At 62.4% G+C, this 14,718-nt stretch carries 15 protein-coding genes; 11 read left to right on the top strand and 4 right to left on the bottom strand.

Annotated elements, in window-relative coordinates:
- Nucleotides 1–11: 11 nt before the first annotated feature.
- The 3 genes from ACFOEV_RS20950 (at nucleotide 12) to ACFOEV_RS20940 (ending at nucleotide 3,220) form a co-directional block, all read left to right on the top strand.
- A complete protein-coding gene (locus ACFOEV_RS20950) occupies nucleotides 12–1,583 on the top strand; it encodes a GNAT family N-acetyltransferase (protein ID WP_386776839.1) in 1,572 nt (523 codons plus the stop codon).
- Between the two features lie 9 nt (nucleotides 1,584–1,592).
- Nucleotides 1,593–2,453 carry a M90 family metallopeptidase gene (locus ACFOEV_RS20945; RefSeq protein WP_386776838.1) on the top strand — a complete coding sequence of 287 codons (861 nt, stop codon included), beginning with the start codon at nucleotides 1,593–1,595 and terminating at the stop codon, nucleotides 2,451–2,453.
- A 68-nt stretch (nucleotides 2,454–2,521) separates the two neighbouring features.
- Nucleotides 2,522–3,220 carry a TVP38/TMEM64 family protein gene (locus ACFOEV_RS20940; protein WP_386776837.1) on the top strand — a complete coding sequence of 233 codons (699 nt, stop codon included), beginning with the start codon at nucleotides 2,522–2,524 and terminating at the stop codon, nucleotides 3,218–3,220.
- A gap of 36 nt (nucleotides 3,221–3,256) precedes the next feature.
- Here the strand turns inward: ACFOEV_RS20940 and ACFOEV_RS20935 are convergent, their stop codons facing one another.
- Both ACFOEV_RS20935 and ACFOEV_RS20930 read right to left on the bottom strand, forming a co-directional pair.
- Complete coding sequence (locus tag ACFOEV_RS20935) at nucleotides 3,257–4,573, bottom strand: glycosyltransferase (protein WP_386776836.1); 1,317 nt, start codon at nucleotides 4,571–4,573, stop codon at nucleotides 3,257–3,259.
- Nucleotides 4,574–4,643: 70 nt separating this feature from the next.
- On the bottom strand, nucleotides 4,644–5,558 hold the full coding sequence (locus ACFOEV_RS20930; protein ID WP_386776835.1) for a LysR family transcriptional regulator: 915 nt from the start codon (nucleotides 5,556–5,558) through the stop codon (nucleotides 4,644–4,646).
- A gap of 111 nt (nucleotides 5,559–5,669) precedes the next feature.
- Between ACFOEV_RS20930 and ACFOEV_RS20925 the strand changes: the two genes are divergently transcribed.
- Nucleotides 5,670–6,743: a tartrate dehydrogenase gene (locus tag ACFOEV_RS20925; RefSeq protein ID WP_386776834.1), complete on the top strand. Its 1,074-nt coding sequence runs from the start codon at nucleotides 5,670–5,672 to the stop codon at nucleotides 6,741–6,743.
- 79 nt (nucleotides 6,744–6,822) lie between these two features.
- Here ACFOEV_RS20925 and wrbA read toward each other — a convergent pair whose 3' ends face one another.
- Nucleotides 6,823–7,431, bottom strand: coding sequence for an NAD(P)H:quinone oxidoreductase (gene wrbA, locus ACFOEV_RS20920; protein ID WP_386776833.1), 609 nt, complete (start codon nucleotides 7,429–7,431; stop codon nucleotides 6,823–6,825).
- 333 nt (nucleotides 7,432–7,764) lie between these two features.
- On the opposite strand from wrbA, the gene ACFOEV_RS20915 reads away from it, so the two are divergent.
- From ACFOEV_RS20915 to ACFOEV_RS20890, 6 genes are all read left to right on the top strand, one after another.
- Nucleotides 7,765–8,577: a DUF1338 domain-containing protein gene (locus tag ACFOEV_RS20915; RefSeq protein WP_386776832.1), complete on the top strand. Its 813-nt coding sequence runs from the start codon at nucleotides 7,765–7,767 to the stop codon at nucleotides 8,575–8,577.
- Between the two features lies 1 nt (nucleotide 8,578).
- The gene (locus tag ACFOEV_RS20910; protein WP_386776831.1) at nucleotides 8,579–9,577 is read left to right on the top strand and encodes a succinylglutamate desuccinylase; all 999 of its coding nucleotides are present in this window, start codon (nucleotides 8,579–8,581) and stop codon (nucleotides 9,575–9,577) included.
- 270 nt (nucleotides 9,578–9,847) lie between these two features.
- Nucleotides 9,848–10,618, top strand: coding sequence for an ABC transporter ATP-binding protein (locus tag ACFOEV_RS20905; RefSeq protein WP_386776830.1), 771 nt, complete (start codon nucleotides 9,848–9,850; stop codon nucleotides 10,616–10,618).
- A gap of 26 nt (nucleotides 10,619–10,644) precedes the next feature.
- Complete coding sequence (locus ACFOEV_RS20900; protein WP_386776829.1) at nucleotides 10,645–11,349, top strand: ABC transporter permease; 705 nt, start codon at nucleotides 10,645–10,647, stop codon at nucleotides 11,347–11,349.
- Nucleotides 11,349–12,080 (top strand): ABC transporter permease, encoded by a 732-nt coding sequence (locus tag ACFOEV_RS20895; RefSeq protein WP_386776828.1) that lies wholly within the window; start codon nucleotides 11,349–11,351, stop codon nucleotides 12,078–12,080. The genes ACFOEV_RS20900 and ACFOEV_RS20895 overlap by 1 nt, the downstream gene beginning before the upstream one ends.
- A gap of 134 nt (nucleotides 12,081–12,214) precedes the next feature.
- Entirely contained in the window at nucleotides 12,215–12,991 is a 777-nt protein-coding gene (locus tag ACFOEV_RS20890) for an ABC transporter substrate-binding protein (RefSeq protein ID WP_386776827.1), read from the top strand.
- Between the two features lie 65 nt (nucleotides 12,992–13,056).
- Here ACFOEV_RS20890 and cadR read toward each other — a convergent pair whose 3' ends face one another.
- Nucleotides 13,057–13,518, bottom strand: a complete 462-nt coding sequence (cadR, locus tag ACFOEV_RS20885; protein WP_386776826.1) for a Cd(II)/Pb(II)-responsive transcriptional regulator — start codon at nucleotides 13,516–13,518, stop codon at nucleotides 13,057–13,059.
- A gap of 164 nt (nucleotides 13,519–13,682) precedes the next feature.
- On the opposite strand from cadR, the gene corA reads away from it, so the two are divergent.
- Nucleotides 13,683–14,636 (top strand): magnesium/cobalt transporter CorA, encoded by a 954-nt coding sequence (gene corA, locus ACFOEV_RS20880; protein ID WP_386776825.1) that lies wholly within the window; start codon nucleotides 13,683–13,685, stop codon nucleotides 14,634–14,636.
- Nucleotides 14,637–14,718 lie beyond the last annotated feature (82 nt).

Here is a 14,718-nt window from a genome sequence, read left to right as displayed (position 1 = left end):
GAACACGCCCCATGTCCCTCGACGAACTGCATCTCAACCTGCGCAACTTGACTCCGGATGACTATCCACAGCTCAAGACGCTGATGGACCGGGTCTACGACGACATCGGTGGTGCCTGGCCGAAATTCACCATCGACAAGCTGATCAGCGAGTTTCCCGACGGCCAGATCGTGATCGAGGACGACGAAATCATCGTCGGCGTGGCCCTGACCGCGCTGGTCGACTACGACGAGTTCTCCAACCCGCACAGGTACGACGACCTGATCGGCAAGCGCGAGACCATCCTCAACGACCCGGACGGCGATGCCATGTATGGGCTCGACGTGCTGATCGACCCGGCCTACCGCGGCTACCGCCTGGGGCGGCGATTGTACGAGGCGCGCAAGGAGCTGTGCCGCTCGATGAACCTGCGCGCGATCCTCGCCGGCGGACGTATCCCCAACTACCACCATTATGCCGACGAGCTCTCGCCCACCGAGTACATCGACAAGGTGGCGCGCAAGGAAATCCACGACCCGATCCTGTCGTTCCAACTGGCCAACGACTTCCTGGTCAAGCGCCTGCTACGCAAGTATCTGCCGGAAGACGAGAAGTCCCAGGGTTTCGCCACCCTGCTGGAGTGGAACAACATCCTCTACGAGCCGGCCGAGCGGGTGCTGGAGACGCGCAAGACCCAGGTACGGGTGGGGGCCGTGCAGTGGCAGATGCGCGAGTTCGCCTCGGTGGAGTCGGTATTGCAACAGGTCGAGTACTTCGTCGATGCGCTGTCCGGTTACCAGAGCGATTTCGCGGTATTCCCGGAGTTGTTCAACGCCGCCCTGATGGGCCTGCAGGATCGTGCCGCCCAGCAGGACCAGATGGCCGCGGTACGCTTCCTGGCCGGCTTCACCGAGCAGTTCAAGACCGAGCTGTCGCGCATGGCGGTGTCCTACAACATCAATATCGTCGCCGGCTCGATGATCGAAGTCGGCGAGGACGACCGCCTCTACAACGTCTCTTACCTATGCCATCGCGACGGCACCCTGGAATCCCAGGCCAAGCTGCACATCACCCCCCAGGAGCGCCGTGACTGGGTGATCGAAGGTGGCGACGAACTGCGCGTGTTCGAGACCGACGCCGGCCGGGTGGGCATCCAGATCTGCTACGACGTGGAGTTTCCCGAACTCTCGCGACTGCTCGCCGACCAGGACATGGACATCCTGTTCGTGCCGTTCTGGACCGATACCAAGAACGGCTACCTGCGGGTGCGCCACTGCGCCCAGGCCCGTGCCATCGAGAACGAGTGCTACGTGGTGCTGTGCGGCAGCGTCGGCAACGTGCCGTCGATCCGGAACCTCGACATCCAGTACGCCCAGTCGTCGGTGTTCTCGCCCTCGGACTTCGCCTTCCCGCATGACGCCGTGCTCTCCGAGACCACCCCCAACACCGAGATGATCATGTTCTCGGATCTCGACCTGACGCGGCTGACCGTGGTGCGCGCCGAGGGTTCGGTGACCAATCTCAAGGATCGCCGCCAGGACTTGTTCGACCTGCGCTGGCGCGACTGGTCGTGGAAGTCCGGGGGGCGGCAGGATGAGAGCTGAGGCTCGGCCATGATCAAGAAATGGCGCCGCTGGCGGGCCGAACGCTTCGAGGCCCGCCATCCCTTTCCCGACGAGGCCTGGCGCGAAGCTCGGGCCCGCATTCCCCTGCTCGCCGCCCTCGATGACGACGAGGCAGCACGCTTGGGGCGTCGTGCCTGGCACTTCGCCCACGCCAAGCGCCTGACCCTGCACCCCGACCTGGCCGAAACCACCGACTTCGACCTGCCCGCGCGCCTGGCCCTGGCCGCCCAGGCCTGCCTGCTGACACTGAACTGGCGCGACCACGAGCATCAGGACGCCTTCGCCAATATTCACGAGATCCTGGTGCTGCCCGACTCTTTCCAGCGCCAGGTAGAAGAGTTGGACGAATTCGGCGTCATGCACGAATACGTCGACGAGCGCGCCGGCGAAACCTCCTATCAAGGACCGGTGGTGGTCTCCTTCACCGACCTGATGGCCAGCGGCGGCTGGACCGGCTTCAACGTGCTGATCCATGAGCTGGCGCACAAGCTCGACATGGGCAACGCCAGCGACATCGACGGCTTCCCGCCGCTGCCGCGCGACATCGATCCGCGCGAGTGGCACCGCATCTTCACGGCGGTATGGGACGATCTGCAAAACCGCCTGGAGCGGGGCGAGGACACACCGATCGATGATTATGCAGCCAGTCATCCCGGCGAGTGCTATGCGGTATGCTGCGAACACTTCTTCAGTGCACCGGATACCCTCACCGATGCCTACCCGGAGCTGTATGCGTTGCTTTCTCGCTACTTCCGCCAGGACCCCCTGGCACGCATGCCTAAGGGAGCGACCTCTGCCAGCCCCGCGGCCGGCCACTCCCACAACAGCGACGATTCCTCGCGTACCTGAACCCGCTTTGGCCGTCGGGCGCGTTGCCGTATGCTGTAGCCACATGCTGCTACGCAGGTCCGTCCCCTATGTCCCGTTCGCTCGCCATCACCCTCGTGGCACTGGCCGTGTTGGCCACCCTCGGCTTGCTGTGGCAGTGGCTGGCGGCGAAGGATCTGCTCGATGCCCAGACTCTCTACCCCTTGCTTCAGGGCTCGGTGGCATGGCGGGATAGCGCCTGGGCGATCGCCATTGTCATGGCGATCTATACCGGCACCTCGCTGGTGATGTTTCCCCTGAGCGTACTGGTCGCCTTGACCGGGCTGATGTTCGGGCCGTTGTGGGGCTTTGGTTATTCCCTGGCGGGTACGCTTGCCGCTTCGGTATGCACCTACTGGTTGGGGCGCCGCCTGGGGCGCGACGCCCTGCTGCGTCATGGCGGCCGGCGCCTCCACGGGCTATCACGCTATCTCGCTGGCCGCGGTATCCGCACCATGACCGTGGTCAGCCTGCTACCTCTGGCCCCCTTCACGCTGACCAATATGCTGGCTGGCGCCTTCCATATACGCTTTCGCGATTACATGCTGGGCTCACTGCTCGGCATCGTGCCCGGTCTGGCCGGCATTACCCTGCTGAGTAGCCAGTTCGGCGAGCTGATCACCGCCGAGAATCGTCAGGAGCTGATGTGGTCACTGGGTGGCATCGTCGCAGGGATCGCATTGCTCTACGGATTGAAGCGTTACGCCGACCGACGCCGACGCGACCGCCGGCTGCAACGACGCGAGTGAACGACCGGCCTCGCATGCCCCTGCGGGAACGATGGATTACTTGGGAGAGGTATCGCGAAGGGCGTCGTCGACGGCTTTCTTGTCGCTATTCGGTTCGTCCTGCAGCAGTGAACGCAGTACCCGGCCACGATACAGCAGCATGTGCCACTCCGCGCCAAGGCGGCCGCGCACCCGTTCCCAGGTGCCATCATCGGCATGACTGAAGGGGCCGCCCATGGCGATGGCCTGGCGATAGACCTCCAGGCAGCGTGTGGCACAGCAACTCTCGTCGAAGGCCGCTGCCGTTGCCGTTGCCGCCTTGCACATGGCCGCGCGACGCGAGCCGTCGCCGAGTTCCGCCAACGCCGCGGCCATGGCCGCCACATCGTCATCGCGCAGCAACAGACCGTTCTCGCCGTGGCGAATCACCTCACGTACGCCGGAGGCCTCGACGGCCACGACCGGCAACCCAGCCGCCATGGCCTCGACCAGCACCATGCCTTGGGTCTCGCTGTGCGAGGCGAAGGCAAACGTGTCCATGGCATGGTAGGCGTCGATCAGCGTCTGTCCCTGCAGCTTGCCGGTGAAATGGACGCGCTCGCTGACCCCTGCCCGCTCTGCGATATCACGCATGACCTCGCGGGCATCGCCATCCCCCACCACCAGAAAATGGCCCTGTGGCACATCGACCAGCCATCGTGTCGCCGCTTCGGCCAGAAACGGCAGGTTCTTTTCCCGCGCCAGGCGGCCAACATGCCCTACCACGTAGGCCTGAGGAGGAATCCCGCACCAGGCACGCACTGTGGTGCTGCCGCTGCCTTGCGCGTAGCGGCGGGTATCGACCCCACTCGGCACTACCGTGATCGCCTTGTTGGCACCACGTCGCAACAGCAGGTCGCGGACACTCTCGCTGGGGGCGATCACTGCATCGCACAGATGGGTGTATTCGGTGGCAAGGGCCACGGCGAATCGCTGCATGCGCGGCGAATCGCCAGGCACGTAATGCGTGTAATGCTCGTAAAGGGTGTGGTGGGTGAACACCAGCGGCAGGCCATAGGTCTCCGCCGCTCGTGCGGCTGTGTCGCCAAGCAGGAAGGGATGATGGGAATGGATGATATCCGGATCGAACTCTTCGATGGCCTCGTATAGCTGACCGGGGATCGGTACCGGAAGCGAGAAGTCACTGCCATTGAAGTGCTGCACCGCCGTCACACGCACGACATCGGTCTCATGTCGCGGCCGCCCCGCCATCTTGGGAGTTACCACCAACACACGATGACCCTCCTCCTGCAGGCGATTCTTGAGTCGCTGCACGGATTCGCTCACCCCTCCCACGATGGGCCGATAGGTGTTGGTGAACATCAGGATATTCAAGCCATCCTCTCCCCTCGCAAAGCATTATCGACAGACCTCGATGCTATGGCAGTCCCGTGACCGATTGGTTTCATGGCAACGTCGGTACACGCCCAGCCATTTTCTCCTCAAGATAGCCGACAAAGGCCCGTACACGGGTCGGCACATGGCGGCGTTGGTCGAACACGGCATAGAAATCGGCCGAAACACCGCGCCAGCCTGGCAACAACTCGATCAGCCGGCCGCTGGCCAGATGCTCGTGCACATCCCACCACGAGCGCAACATGACGCCATGTCCATCCAATGCCATGCGCGTGATCACTTCGCCGTCATTGCTAGCCAACCGACCACCAATCTTGACCCCTTGTTCCTGTTCCGGGTCATCGACACGTTCGAAACGCCATACGGCAAAGTCGCTATCATTCTCGCGCAGCACCAGACATGCATGGTCGGCCAGGTCGGCAGGCATCTCGAGGGCCGGCATCGCGGCAAGATAGGCCGGTGCAGCGCACAATAGTCGCCGATTGGCGAGGATGCGCCTGGCCACCAGGCGCGAGTCGGGGGGTTCACCGACCCGGATCCCGATATCGAAGCCGTGATCGCTGAGGTTGAGGGGAAAATTGGTCAACTCCAACCATCCGTCGAGGCGGGGGTGTTCGGCGCAGAAGTGCGAAAGCAGCGGCGCGATATGGCGACGACCGAAACCGAAGGTGGCATTGACCCGCAGCCGCCCGGTCAATTCTGCCTGCCTATCACCCAGGGTCTCTTCCAGTTCGCCGAGCTCCTCGAGGATCGCCATTCCACGCGCCAGGTACAGCTCACCCTCGGCGGTCAGCGTCAGACGACGCGTGGTGCGACTCGCCAGCTCCACACCCAGTCGTGCCTCGAGCTGCTTGAGGCGCTTGCTGACCGCCGACAGCGACAGCCCCAACTCCCGCGCCGTGGCCGTCAGGCTGCCGCACTGGGCCAGGCGCTGGAAGAAGGCCAGATCGTCGAGTTGGGTCATGGCTGCCGATTCTCCACTTGAACGCAAGAATAGTTTTCATTTTAGCCAGATTATCGAATCGATAATAGGGACTAGACTGGTGTCGATCACGCCAGCCAAAAGGAGAACGACATGACACAGCGCATCGCCGTCATCGCCGGTGACGGCATCGGCACCGAAGTCGTGCCCGAAGGGCTGCGCGCCCTGAATGCGGCCGCCAAGCGTTTCAACATCGACCTGGAATACCAGCACTTCGAATTCGGCAACTGCGACTACTATCTCGAGCATGGCCAGATGCTGCCGGACAACTGGTTCGACCAGCTCAAGGATTTCGACGCGCTGTTCTATGGCGCGGTGGGTTGGCCGGAGAAGGTACCCGACCACATTTCCCTGTGGGGCTCGCTGCTGCAGTTTCGCCGTCGGTTCGACCAGTACATCAACCTGCGCCCCTGCAAGCTGATGCCCGGCATCAAGAGCCCGCTAGCCGATCGCGTGCCCGGCGACATCGATTTCTACGTGGTGCGCGAGAACACCGAAGGCGAGTATTCCAGCATCGGCGGCAGGATGTTCGAGGGCACCGAGCGCGAGGTGGTGATCCAGGAGACGGTGATGACCCGCACCGGCATCGATCGGGTGCTGAAATACGCCTTCGACCTGGCTCAGAGCCGGCCACGCAAGAAACTGACCTCGGCCACCAAGTCCAACGGCATCTCCATCACCATGCCGTATTGGGACGAGCGGGTGAAAGCCATGTCAGCGAGTTATCCCGATGTCACGGTCGACCAGTACCATATCGATATCCTAGCCGCGAATTTCGTGCTGCATCCCGACTGGTTCGACGTGGTGGTGGGCAGCAACCTGTTCGGCGACATCCTCTCCGATCTGGGCCCGGCCTGTACCGGCACCATCGGCGTGGCGCCATCCGCCAATATCAATCCGGAAGGCACCTTTCCCAGCCTGTTCGAACCGGTCCACGGCAGCGCCCCGGACATCGCCGGCAAGGGCATCGCCAACCCCATCGGCCAGATCTGGTCCGGCGCCTTGATGCTCGACCACCTGGGTCACCAGGACGCCGGCCAGGCCATCGTCGATGCCATCGAAGCCGTACTGGCCGACGCAAGCGACAGCGTGCTGACACCCGACTTCAAGGGTCGGGGCACCACCGAGGACCTGGGCCGCGCCATCGCCGAGCGTATCGCGGGCTAACGATCCTCCCACCAAAACGACGACGCCCCGCTTGGTCAACCAGGCGGGGCGTCTCGGGGTCAGGCCAGCGCACCAGCCCTTATTCAGCGTTGTCCTTGAGCTTGGCGGCAATCTTCGCCACATGCTCGCCCTGGAAGCGGGCCAGGTTGAGTTCGTACTCAGTGGGTTGGCGAGAGCCATCGGCGCCGGCCATGGTCGCCGCCCCATACGGCGATCCACCGTTGGCCTCGGAGACGTCGAACTGCGCCTCCAGGCCGTAACCGATGGGCACGATCACCATGCCGTGATGCGCCAGGGTGGTCCAGGAGGTCAGGATGGTTGTTTCGTTGCCGCCGCCGGTTCCGGTGGAGGTAAAGACGCTGGCCACCTTGCCGCGCAACGCGCCCTTCATCCAGAGGCCGCCGGTCTGATCGAGAAAGGTGCGCATCTGGCCGGTCATGTTGCCGTAACGGGTCGGCGTGCCGAAGATGATGGCGTCATAGTCGGCGAGTTCGGCGGGCCGGGCTTCCTCGGTGGTGTAGTCCTGCTTACCCCCGGCCTTGGCGAAGGCTTCAGGATCCATGGTTTCCGGCACCCGCTTGACGGTGACCTCCACGCCATCGACCTGACGCACGCCTTCGGCCACGGCGTGCGCCATGGTGTCGATATGGCCATACATGGAATAGTAGAGAACGAGTACCTTGGTCATCGTTGCCACTCCTTACGCTCCACAAGCGTTTCGAGAAACCTTGGTGAGATAACCATCTCCCAGTCTAGTGAAGCCCACGACCAAGTTAAGCGAATGATTTCGACCCCTGCATACGATTTTATCGATGCCGGGAGCCTCGCTGAGATCCCTTCGCATGATTCGTTGGCATGCTTGAGATAAAGCGAGCGACACGATCACTGGTTTCCCTGGGGTTTTCATTATCGCACCGGCCATTTTCATCAGCTCGACGTGCTCTCTTGTCGTCGGGAAGCGTGACCGGGAAGGTAAGGGTCACGCAACAACAACCCAGTACCAGCAGGCAGACACCGCCACATGGATATCCATACCTTCTTCTCGCGGCTGTGGGACGATTACACCGCCATGACCCCCCAGGCGAGCCGGATTCACGACGCCTTCGTCGCCGAGGGCGAAACCATCGTCAATGACCATGTCGCCTTTCGCACCTTCGATCGCGGCCCCATTACCCTGGCTGCGCTGGAACCCCATCTGCTGGCCTTGGGTTATACCCGTTTCGAACCCTACGAGTTCAAGGCCAAGAAGTTGCGCGCCTACGGTTACCTACCCCCGAGCGACGATCAGCCGCGGGTCTTCCTGTCCGAACTGAAGTGCAGCGAACTCTCCCACGAGGCACAAGGCATCATCGATGGCCTGATCGACCAGATCGATCCCGCACGCGTGGCCACTCCGGACGTGATGTGGGCCGGACGCCTGTGGCAGGCCCCCAGCTTCGAGGACTATCAGTCGCTGATGGCCGAGAGCGAATATGCCGCCTGGCTGGCGATCATCGGCCTGCGCGCCAACCACTTCACCATCAGCGTCAACCACTTCCAGCGCTACGATAGCGTGGAGAAGGTGCTGGCCAGGATCGAGTCGCTGGGACTCGGCATCAATGCCTCCGGCGGACGCATCAAGGGCTCGCCCGAGGTATTGCTGGAGCAGGGCTCGACGCTGGCCGACCGCCAGCCCTTCACCTTCGCCGGCGGCCAGGTCGAGGAAATCCCCACCTGCTATTACGAATTCGCCAAGCGCTACCCCGATGCCGCAGGCAAGTGCTACCAGGGCTTCGTCGCCGCCAGTGCCGACAAGATCTTCGAGTCGACCGATATCAAGCGGTATGGAACCTGACATGTTGGGACACTGGCTCGACCTGACCCTGGCGGAACCGGCGCAGGCACCCTCGCCGGCCGGCCAGGAAGGACGCCTGCCCTTCGGACGTTACAGGATCCATGGGCCGGGGACTCTCGAACTGATCCCTGCCGCGTCACGTTCCCAAGCGCGGGCTTGCGTGCTGTCGGTCGGCATCCACGGCAATGAGACCGCCCCCATCGAATTGCTGGGCGAACTGCTGTCGCGCCTCGAAGCGGGGCTGGTGCGCCTGGGGGCCCCGGTGCTGGTGCTGATCGGCAATATCCCCGCCGTCCGCGCGGGACAGCGCTTCATCGCCACCAACCTCAATCGGCTGTTTCGCCGCGACCTGGCGGAGGACGGTGAAGAGCCTGAGCGTGCCCGGCAGTTGATGGCCGCGGTGGATGCCTTCTACGGTCGGCATCCGAGCCTGGAACCCCTGCATTACGATATGCACACGGCGATTCGCAGCAGCCGGTACCCGCGCTTCGCCGTCGAGCCCTTTGCGGCAACGACTATCGACGCCGCACATTGGCGCTGGCTGGCCGCCGCAGGAATCCAGGCGGTCCTTCATCAGCACCGGCCTAGCTGGACCTTCTCGCACTATTCCAAGCATTATCATGGTGCCCAGTCGTTCACCCTGGAATTGGGCAAGGTGGCACCATTCGGCGACAATGATCTGGCTACCCTGCGGCCAATGCGCGCTCTGTTGGAAGCGCTGATCGAGGGGCGCGAGCCAGCCGGAGCCGACCTCTCGCGCATGGCATTCTTCCGTGTCGAACATGAGCTGATGCGTAATGCCGAGGACTTCAGCCTGTGCTTCGCCGACGATACGCCGAACTTCACCGAATTCGCCCCGGGCACCTGCCTGGCCCGTGATGCCGAGGCCGGTGATTTCGTCGTGGGAGAGCACCCGCTGGCGGTGGTGTTTCCCAATGCCGAGGTAGAGATCGGAGCGCGAGCCGCCTTGCTGGTGGCACCGGCACCAGCACCGAGTTGACCGCAACAGGACTGACCGGGCACTGATCAGCGACTTGCTCTACGAGATATCAAATGGAAAGCATATTCATCCAACATAACAACAAGCTATAGGCGTTTCCCATGATCTATACTCTTTCAGGATTAGCCAAAAGTCGTACCCCCATATCGCTATCAGGCTCTGCCCAAACGCGGCTGGCCTGCTAGAATCGCCCCCTTTTCGCGCCCGCCACGCTCGTCAACACCGCTTGCAGCACCCCTGGCGGTACATCAAGAAGCTCTGGAGTCCGATATGGCCGATACGCCCATTCCGCTGGAAGTGCGCAACATCAAGAAGCGCTTCGGCGACACCGAGGTCCTCAAGGGCCTTTCCCTGCAGGCCCACAAGGGCGATGTCATCACCCTGATCGGCGCCTCTGGGTCCGGCAAGAGTACCTTCCTGCGTTGCATGAACCTGCTCGAACAGCCCAATGAAGGCGACCTGATCGTGCATGGCGAGGAAATTCGCTTCAAACAGACCCGCCACGGCCGCGAACCCGCCGACTGGAAGCAGGTCGTGAGCATGCGCGCCAAACTGTCGATGGTGTTCCAGAGCTTCAACCTGTGGGCTCACATGACCCTGCTCGAGAATGTCATCGAAGCGCCGATCCATGTGCTCGGCAAGTCGAAGAAGGACGCGGTCGAAAAGGGGCGCGCGTTACTCGAGCGGGTCGGCCTGGCCAACCACGCCGATTACTACCCGGCCCAGATGTCCGGCGGTCAGCAGCAACGCGGCGCCATCGCCCGTGCCCTGGCCATGGACCCCGAGGTGATGCTGTTCGACGAGCCCACCTCGGCGCTCGATCCGGAGTTGGTCGGCGATGTGCTCAAGGTCATGCGCGACCTGGCCGAGGAAGGTCGCACCATGATCGTGGTAACGCATGAGATGTCCTTCGCCCGCGACGTGTCCACCCAGGTGATCTACCTGCATCAGGGCGTGGTGGAAGAAGCCGGCCCACCCGCCGAGGTGCTCGGCAACCCCAGTTCGGAGCGCCTCAAGCAGTTCCTGGCGCCCAAGCACTGACGGGTGACCCGGGAAAGGAGAGACACATGATAGATCTGCATGGTTATGGCCCCCGGCTACTCGAAGGTGCCCTCATCACCATCGAGTTGGCGATCCTGTCGCTGATCCTGGCCATCGTGCTCGGCCTACTCACCGCCAGTGCCAAGATGTCGCGTAACTGGCTGCTGCATCGGGTGGGCACGCTCTACACCACCATCATTCGCGGCGTGCCCGACCTGGTGCTGATGATGCTGATGTTCTTCGGTGGCCAGATCGGCATCAACATGTTCACCGACATGCTCTACGACCGCTACGACATCGACATCTTCATCAATGTCAACGAGTTCGTCGCTGGCGTCATCACCATCGGCCTGATTTTCGGCGCCTACATGGGCGAGACCTTCCGCGGCGCCTTCCTGGCGGTCGACAGTGGCCAGATCGAGGCCGGCCGCGCCTATGGCATGAGCCAGTGGCTGGTCTTTCGGCGTATCCGCTTCCCGCTGATGATGCGGCATGCCCTGCCGGGGCTGTCCAACAACTGGATGGTGCTGCTCAAGACCACCGCCCTGGTCTCGGTGATCGGGCTGTCGGACATGGTGCGCGTCGCCTCGGAGGCATCCAAGGCCACCCGTGAGCCCTTCACCTTCATGATCATCGTCGCGGCGATCTACCTGCTGATCGCCACGTTCTCCGAGTGGGGTTTCGCCCGCTTGCAGAAACGCTATAGCGTCGGTTTCGGGGAGTCGCACTGATGGAAGCACTGATCGCAAACCTCACCGAGTTGCTGTCCGACAACACTATCTTCAACGCCCAGACGCTCAGCTATTACGGCAGAGGGCTGGCCACCACCGTGCAACTGGTGTTCCTGTCGCTGGTCATCGGCCTGGTGCTGGCGGTGCCGCTGGCCATCGGACGCGGCTCCCAGCGCAAGTGGATCAAGCTGCCAATCTTCTTCTACACCTATGTGTTCCGCGGCACGCCACTGCTGGTCCAGCTCTATCTGATCTACTACGGCGTGGTGTTCGTCGAAGGGATCCAGGACACCTGGCTGTGGCTGATCCTCGAGAAGCCCTTCTATCCGGCGCTGATCGCCTTCACCCTGAACACGGCCGCCTATACCACCGAGATCTTCCATGGCGCCATCAAGGCCACGCCGCGTGGCGAGATCGAGGCGGCGCGGGCCTACGGCATGTCACGGGCTCTGATGATGCGCCGCATCATCCTGCCCAGCGCCTTCCGTCGCGCCTTGCCGAGCTATGGCAACGAGGTGATCTTCATGCTGCACGCCAGCGCCATCGCCAGCGTGGTCACCATCATGGACCTCACCGGGGCGGCACGCTTCGTCTATGCTCGCTACTACGCTCCCTTCGAGGCGTTCCTGTTCGTGGCGGCGATCTATCTGTGTCTGACGTTCGCGATTCTGTATCTGTTCCGTTATCTGGAGAAACGCCTGCTGGCTCACCTCAAGCCAGCCAGTCAGTGAGCGGCGAGCGTCAAACGAGCGTTGGGAAATCGCTCTGACAGAAGGATTTCCCCTCTTTCGAGTCACGCCAAGCTGCGCTACCGTGATCGAGTCCTCACCTTGAGTGAATACATACAATGACAGAGAGACACACCATGAAAAAGCTGCTTACCATCGCGATCCTGGGTGCCGCACTGGTGGCCGGTACCTCCCAGGCACGTGAATACGAGGAAGTTCGTTTCGGCGTCGACGTTCCCTACGAGCCGATGGAGTACCGTACCCCCGATGGCGAACTGACCGGGTTCGACATCGACCTGGGCAACGCCCTGTGCGCAGAGATGGGCATCGAATGCGAATGGATCGTACAAGGCTGGGACGGCATCATCCCCGGCCTGCTGTCGCGCAAGTACGACGCGATCATGTCGTCGATGACCATCAACGACGAGCGTCGCGAACAGGTACTGTTCTCGGATCCGTACATCACGCCGCCGTCCGCCTGGTTCGCGCCGGCCGACAGCGATATCGAAACGCCCAATGCAGAAGCCCTGGAAGGCAAGACCATCGGCGTGCAGCGTGGCACCCTGCAGGACAACTACGTGACCGACAACTTCGGCGACGTGGCCGATATCAACCGCTACGCCACCGCCGACGACATGGTGCTGGACATGGATGCCGGGCGCCTGGACATCGTGTTCCTCGATTTCCCGATCGGCAAGGCCACCCTGCTCGACAGCGAAGCGGGTAACTACAAGGTGGTCGGCGAGATGATCACCGAGCCCAAGAAGTACTTCGGCGACGGCTTCGGCATCGCCTTCCGCCAGCGTGACGAGGAATTGGCCGCGAGGTTCAACGAGGCCCTGGCCACGCTCAAGGAAAACGGTACCTACGACGAGATCTACAACCGCTACTTCGGCAACAACAACGCCAAGTGATCTCGCCGGCTCCTCCGGGTCTCCCGGAGGAGGCCGCCTGCCGTTACGCCCCCCAGCGTGTTGACTCACACCCCACGGTGAGTCCCCGCCACATGGGCTTCGCCAGTCTCAACCGGTGGCAACTCTTCGCTCTTCAGTGGGCGGGCGAGTTCGTTGAGGATGCCGCAGTCGCTGGCCGCGCTTTCGCCGTTGCACCTCGCGCGCAGCTTGACCAGGGCCTGCTTGAGCGCCTGTAGCTGGGCGATGCGCGACTCCACGTGGGCCAGGTGCTCGTCGATCAGGGTATCGGCCTCGTGACAGGGTTGCTTGGGGTGGTCATGGTAATCGAGCAGCGAGCGGATCTCGCCGAGGGTCATGTCCAGCGCCCGGCAGTGGCGAATAAAGCCGAGTCGCTCGGCGTGGGCCTCGCCATACAGGCGATAGTTGGCCGCGCTGCGCGCCGGCATCGGCAACAGCCCCTCACGTTCGTAGTAGCGAATGGTCTCCACCTGACAGCCCACGCGCCGGGCCAGCTCACCGATTTTCATGCTGCGCTTCTCCCGCGGCAAACCTTATAGTTACTATAGGGTGTTTCTGTCGGACAAGGAAGGATCTCAAAGCGTTCCACGGCGAGAACCCGGCCAACGCAGTTGGCTTGGTGGCCGCAAACGCCTAATCTGTGCAAACGTAACGCGACCAGTCAGGGACATCGATGATTCGCACCTTTCAGCTCAATCGCCGGACCATTCAAGAAGTCACCAAAGACGCCCAACCGCTGTCCCAGCGCCTTGCCAATGCCACCTGGATCGATGCCCACGAACCCGACGAGGATGAGCGCGAGCGGCTCAATGCCTTCCTCGCCGACGAGTTGCCGGCCACCGACGACGTGGAGGAGATCGAATCATCGGCGCGCTATTTCGTCGATGCCGACGGCATTCACGTGCACTCGCTGTTCCTGTCGCAGAGCGAAGGCCGCCACGGCAACACCACCGTCGCCTTCATCCTGCAGCCCGAGCGGCTGATCACCTTCCGCGACGCCGAGATCGCCGACTTTCGCCTGCTGCGCTTGCGTGCACGCAGCGGCCAGGTGGAAACCGACTCGGTGCAGTCGCTGATGCTGACGATCTTCGAGCAGAAGGTGGAGAACCTCGCCGATACCCTGGAGGACATTCATCGCAAACTCGAGGACGTCAGCCATCTGGTGCTGGAAGAGGAAGATTCCGACCTCGAGGATGCCATCGACCAACTGGCGAAGCTCGAGGACAGCAACGGCAAGATCCGCCTGTGCCTGATGGATACCCAGCGCTCGATGCTGTTCCTGATCCGACACCTGCGCAGCAGCCCCGAACTCCAGGAAACGGCCCGCGAAGTGATGCGCGACGTCGAAACGCTGATGACGCACACCTCATTCTTGTTCGACAAGATCAACTTCCTGATGGATTCCACCCAGGGTTTCATCAACATCCAGCAGAACCAGATCATCAAGATCTTCTCGATCGCCGCCGTGGTCTTCCTCCCCCCCACCATGATCGCCAGCATCTACGGCATGAACTTCGAAGTCATGCCCGAACTCTCATGGCCCTTCGGCTACCCCTTCGCACTGGGCCTGATGGCCGTTGCCGGGATCTCGCCGTATCTGTACTTCAAGCACAAGAACTGGCTCTAGGCACTCACCGAAAGACGATCCTGCTTGACCCTGTAGTGACTACAGGGTGTGTCATTGAACATGCACGCAGCCACCAGGAGTT

The sequence above is a fragment of the Litchfieldella rifensis genome, from assembly GCF_042646605.1.
Taxonomy (GTDB): Bacteria; Pseudomonadota; Gammaproteobacteria; order Pseudomonadales; family Halomonadaceae; genus Litchfieldella; species Litchfieldella rifensis.
Note: the sequence above shows the minus strand (reverse complement) of the source record. Positions and strands in the feature narration are given on the sequence as shown.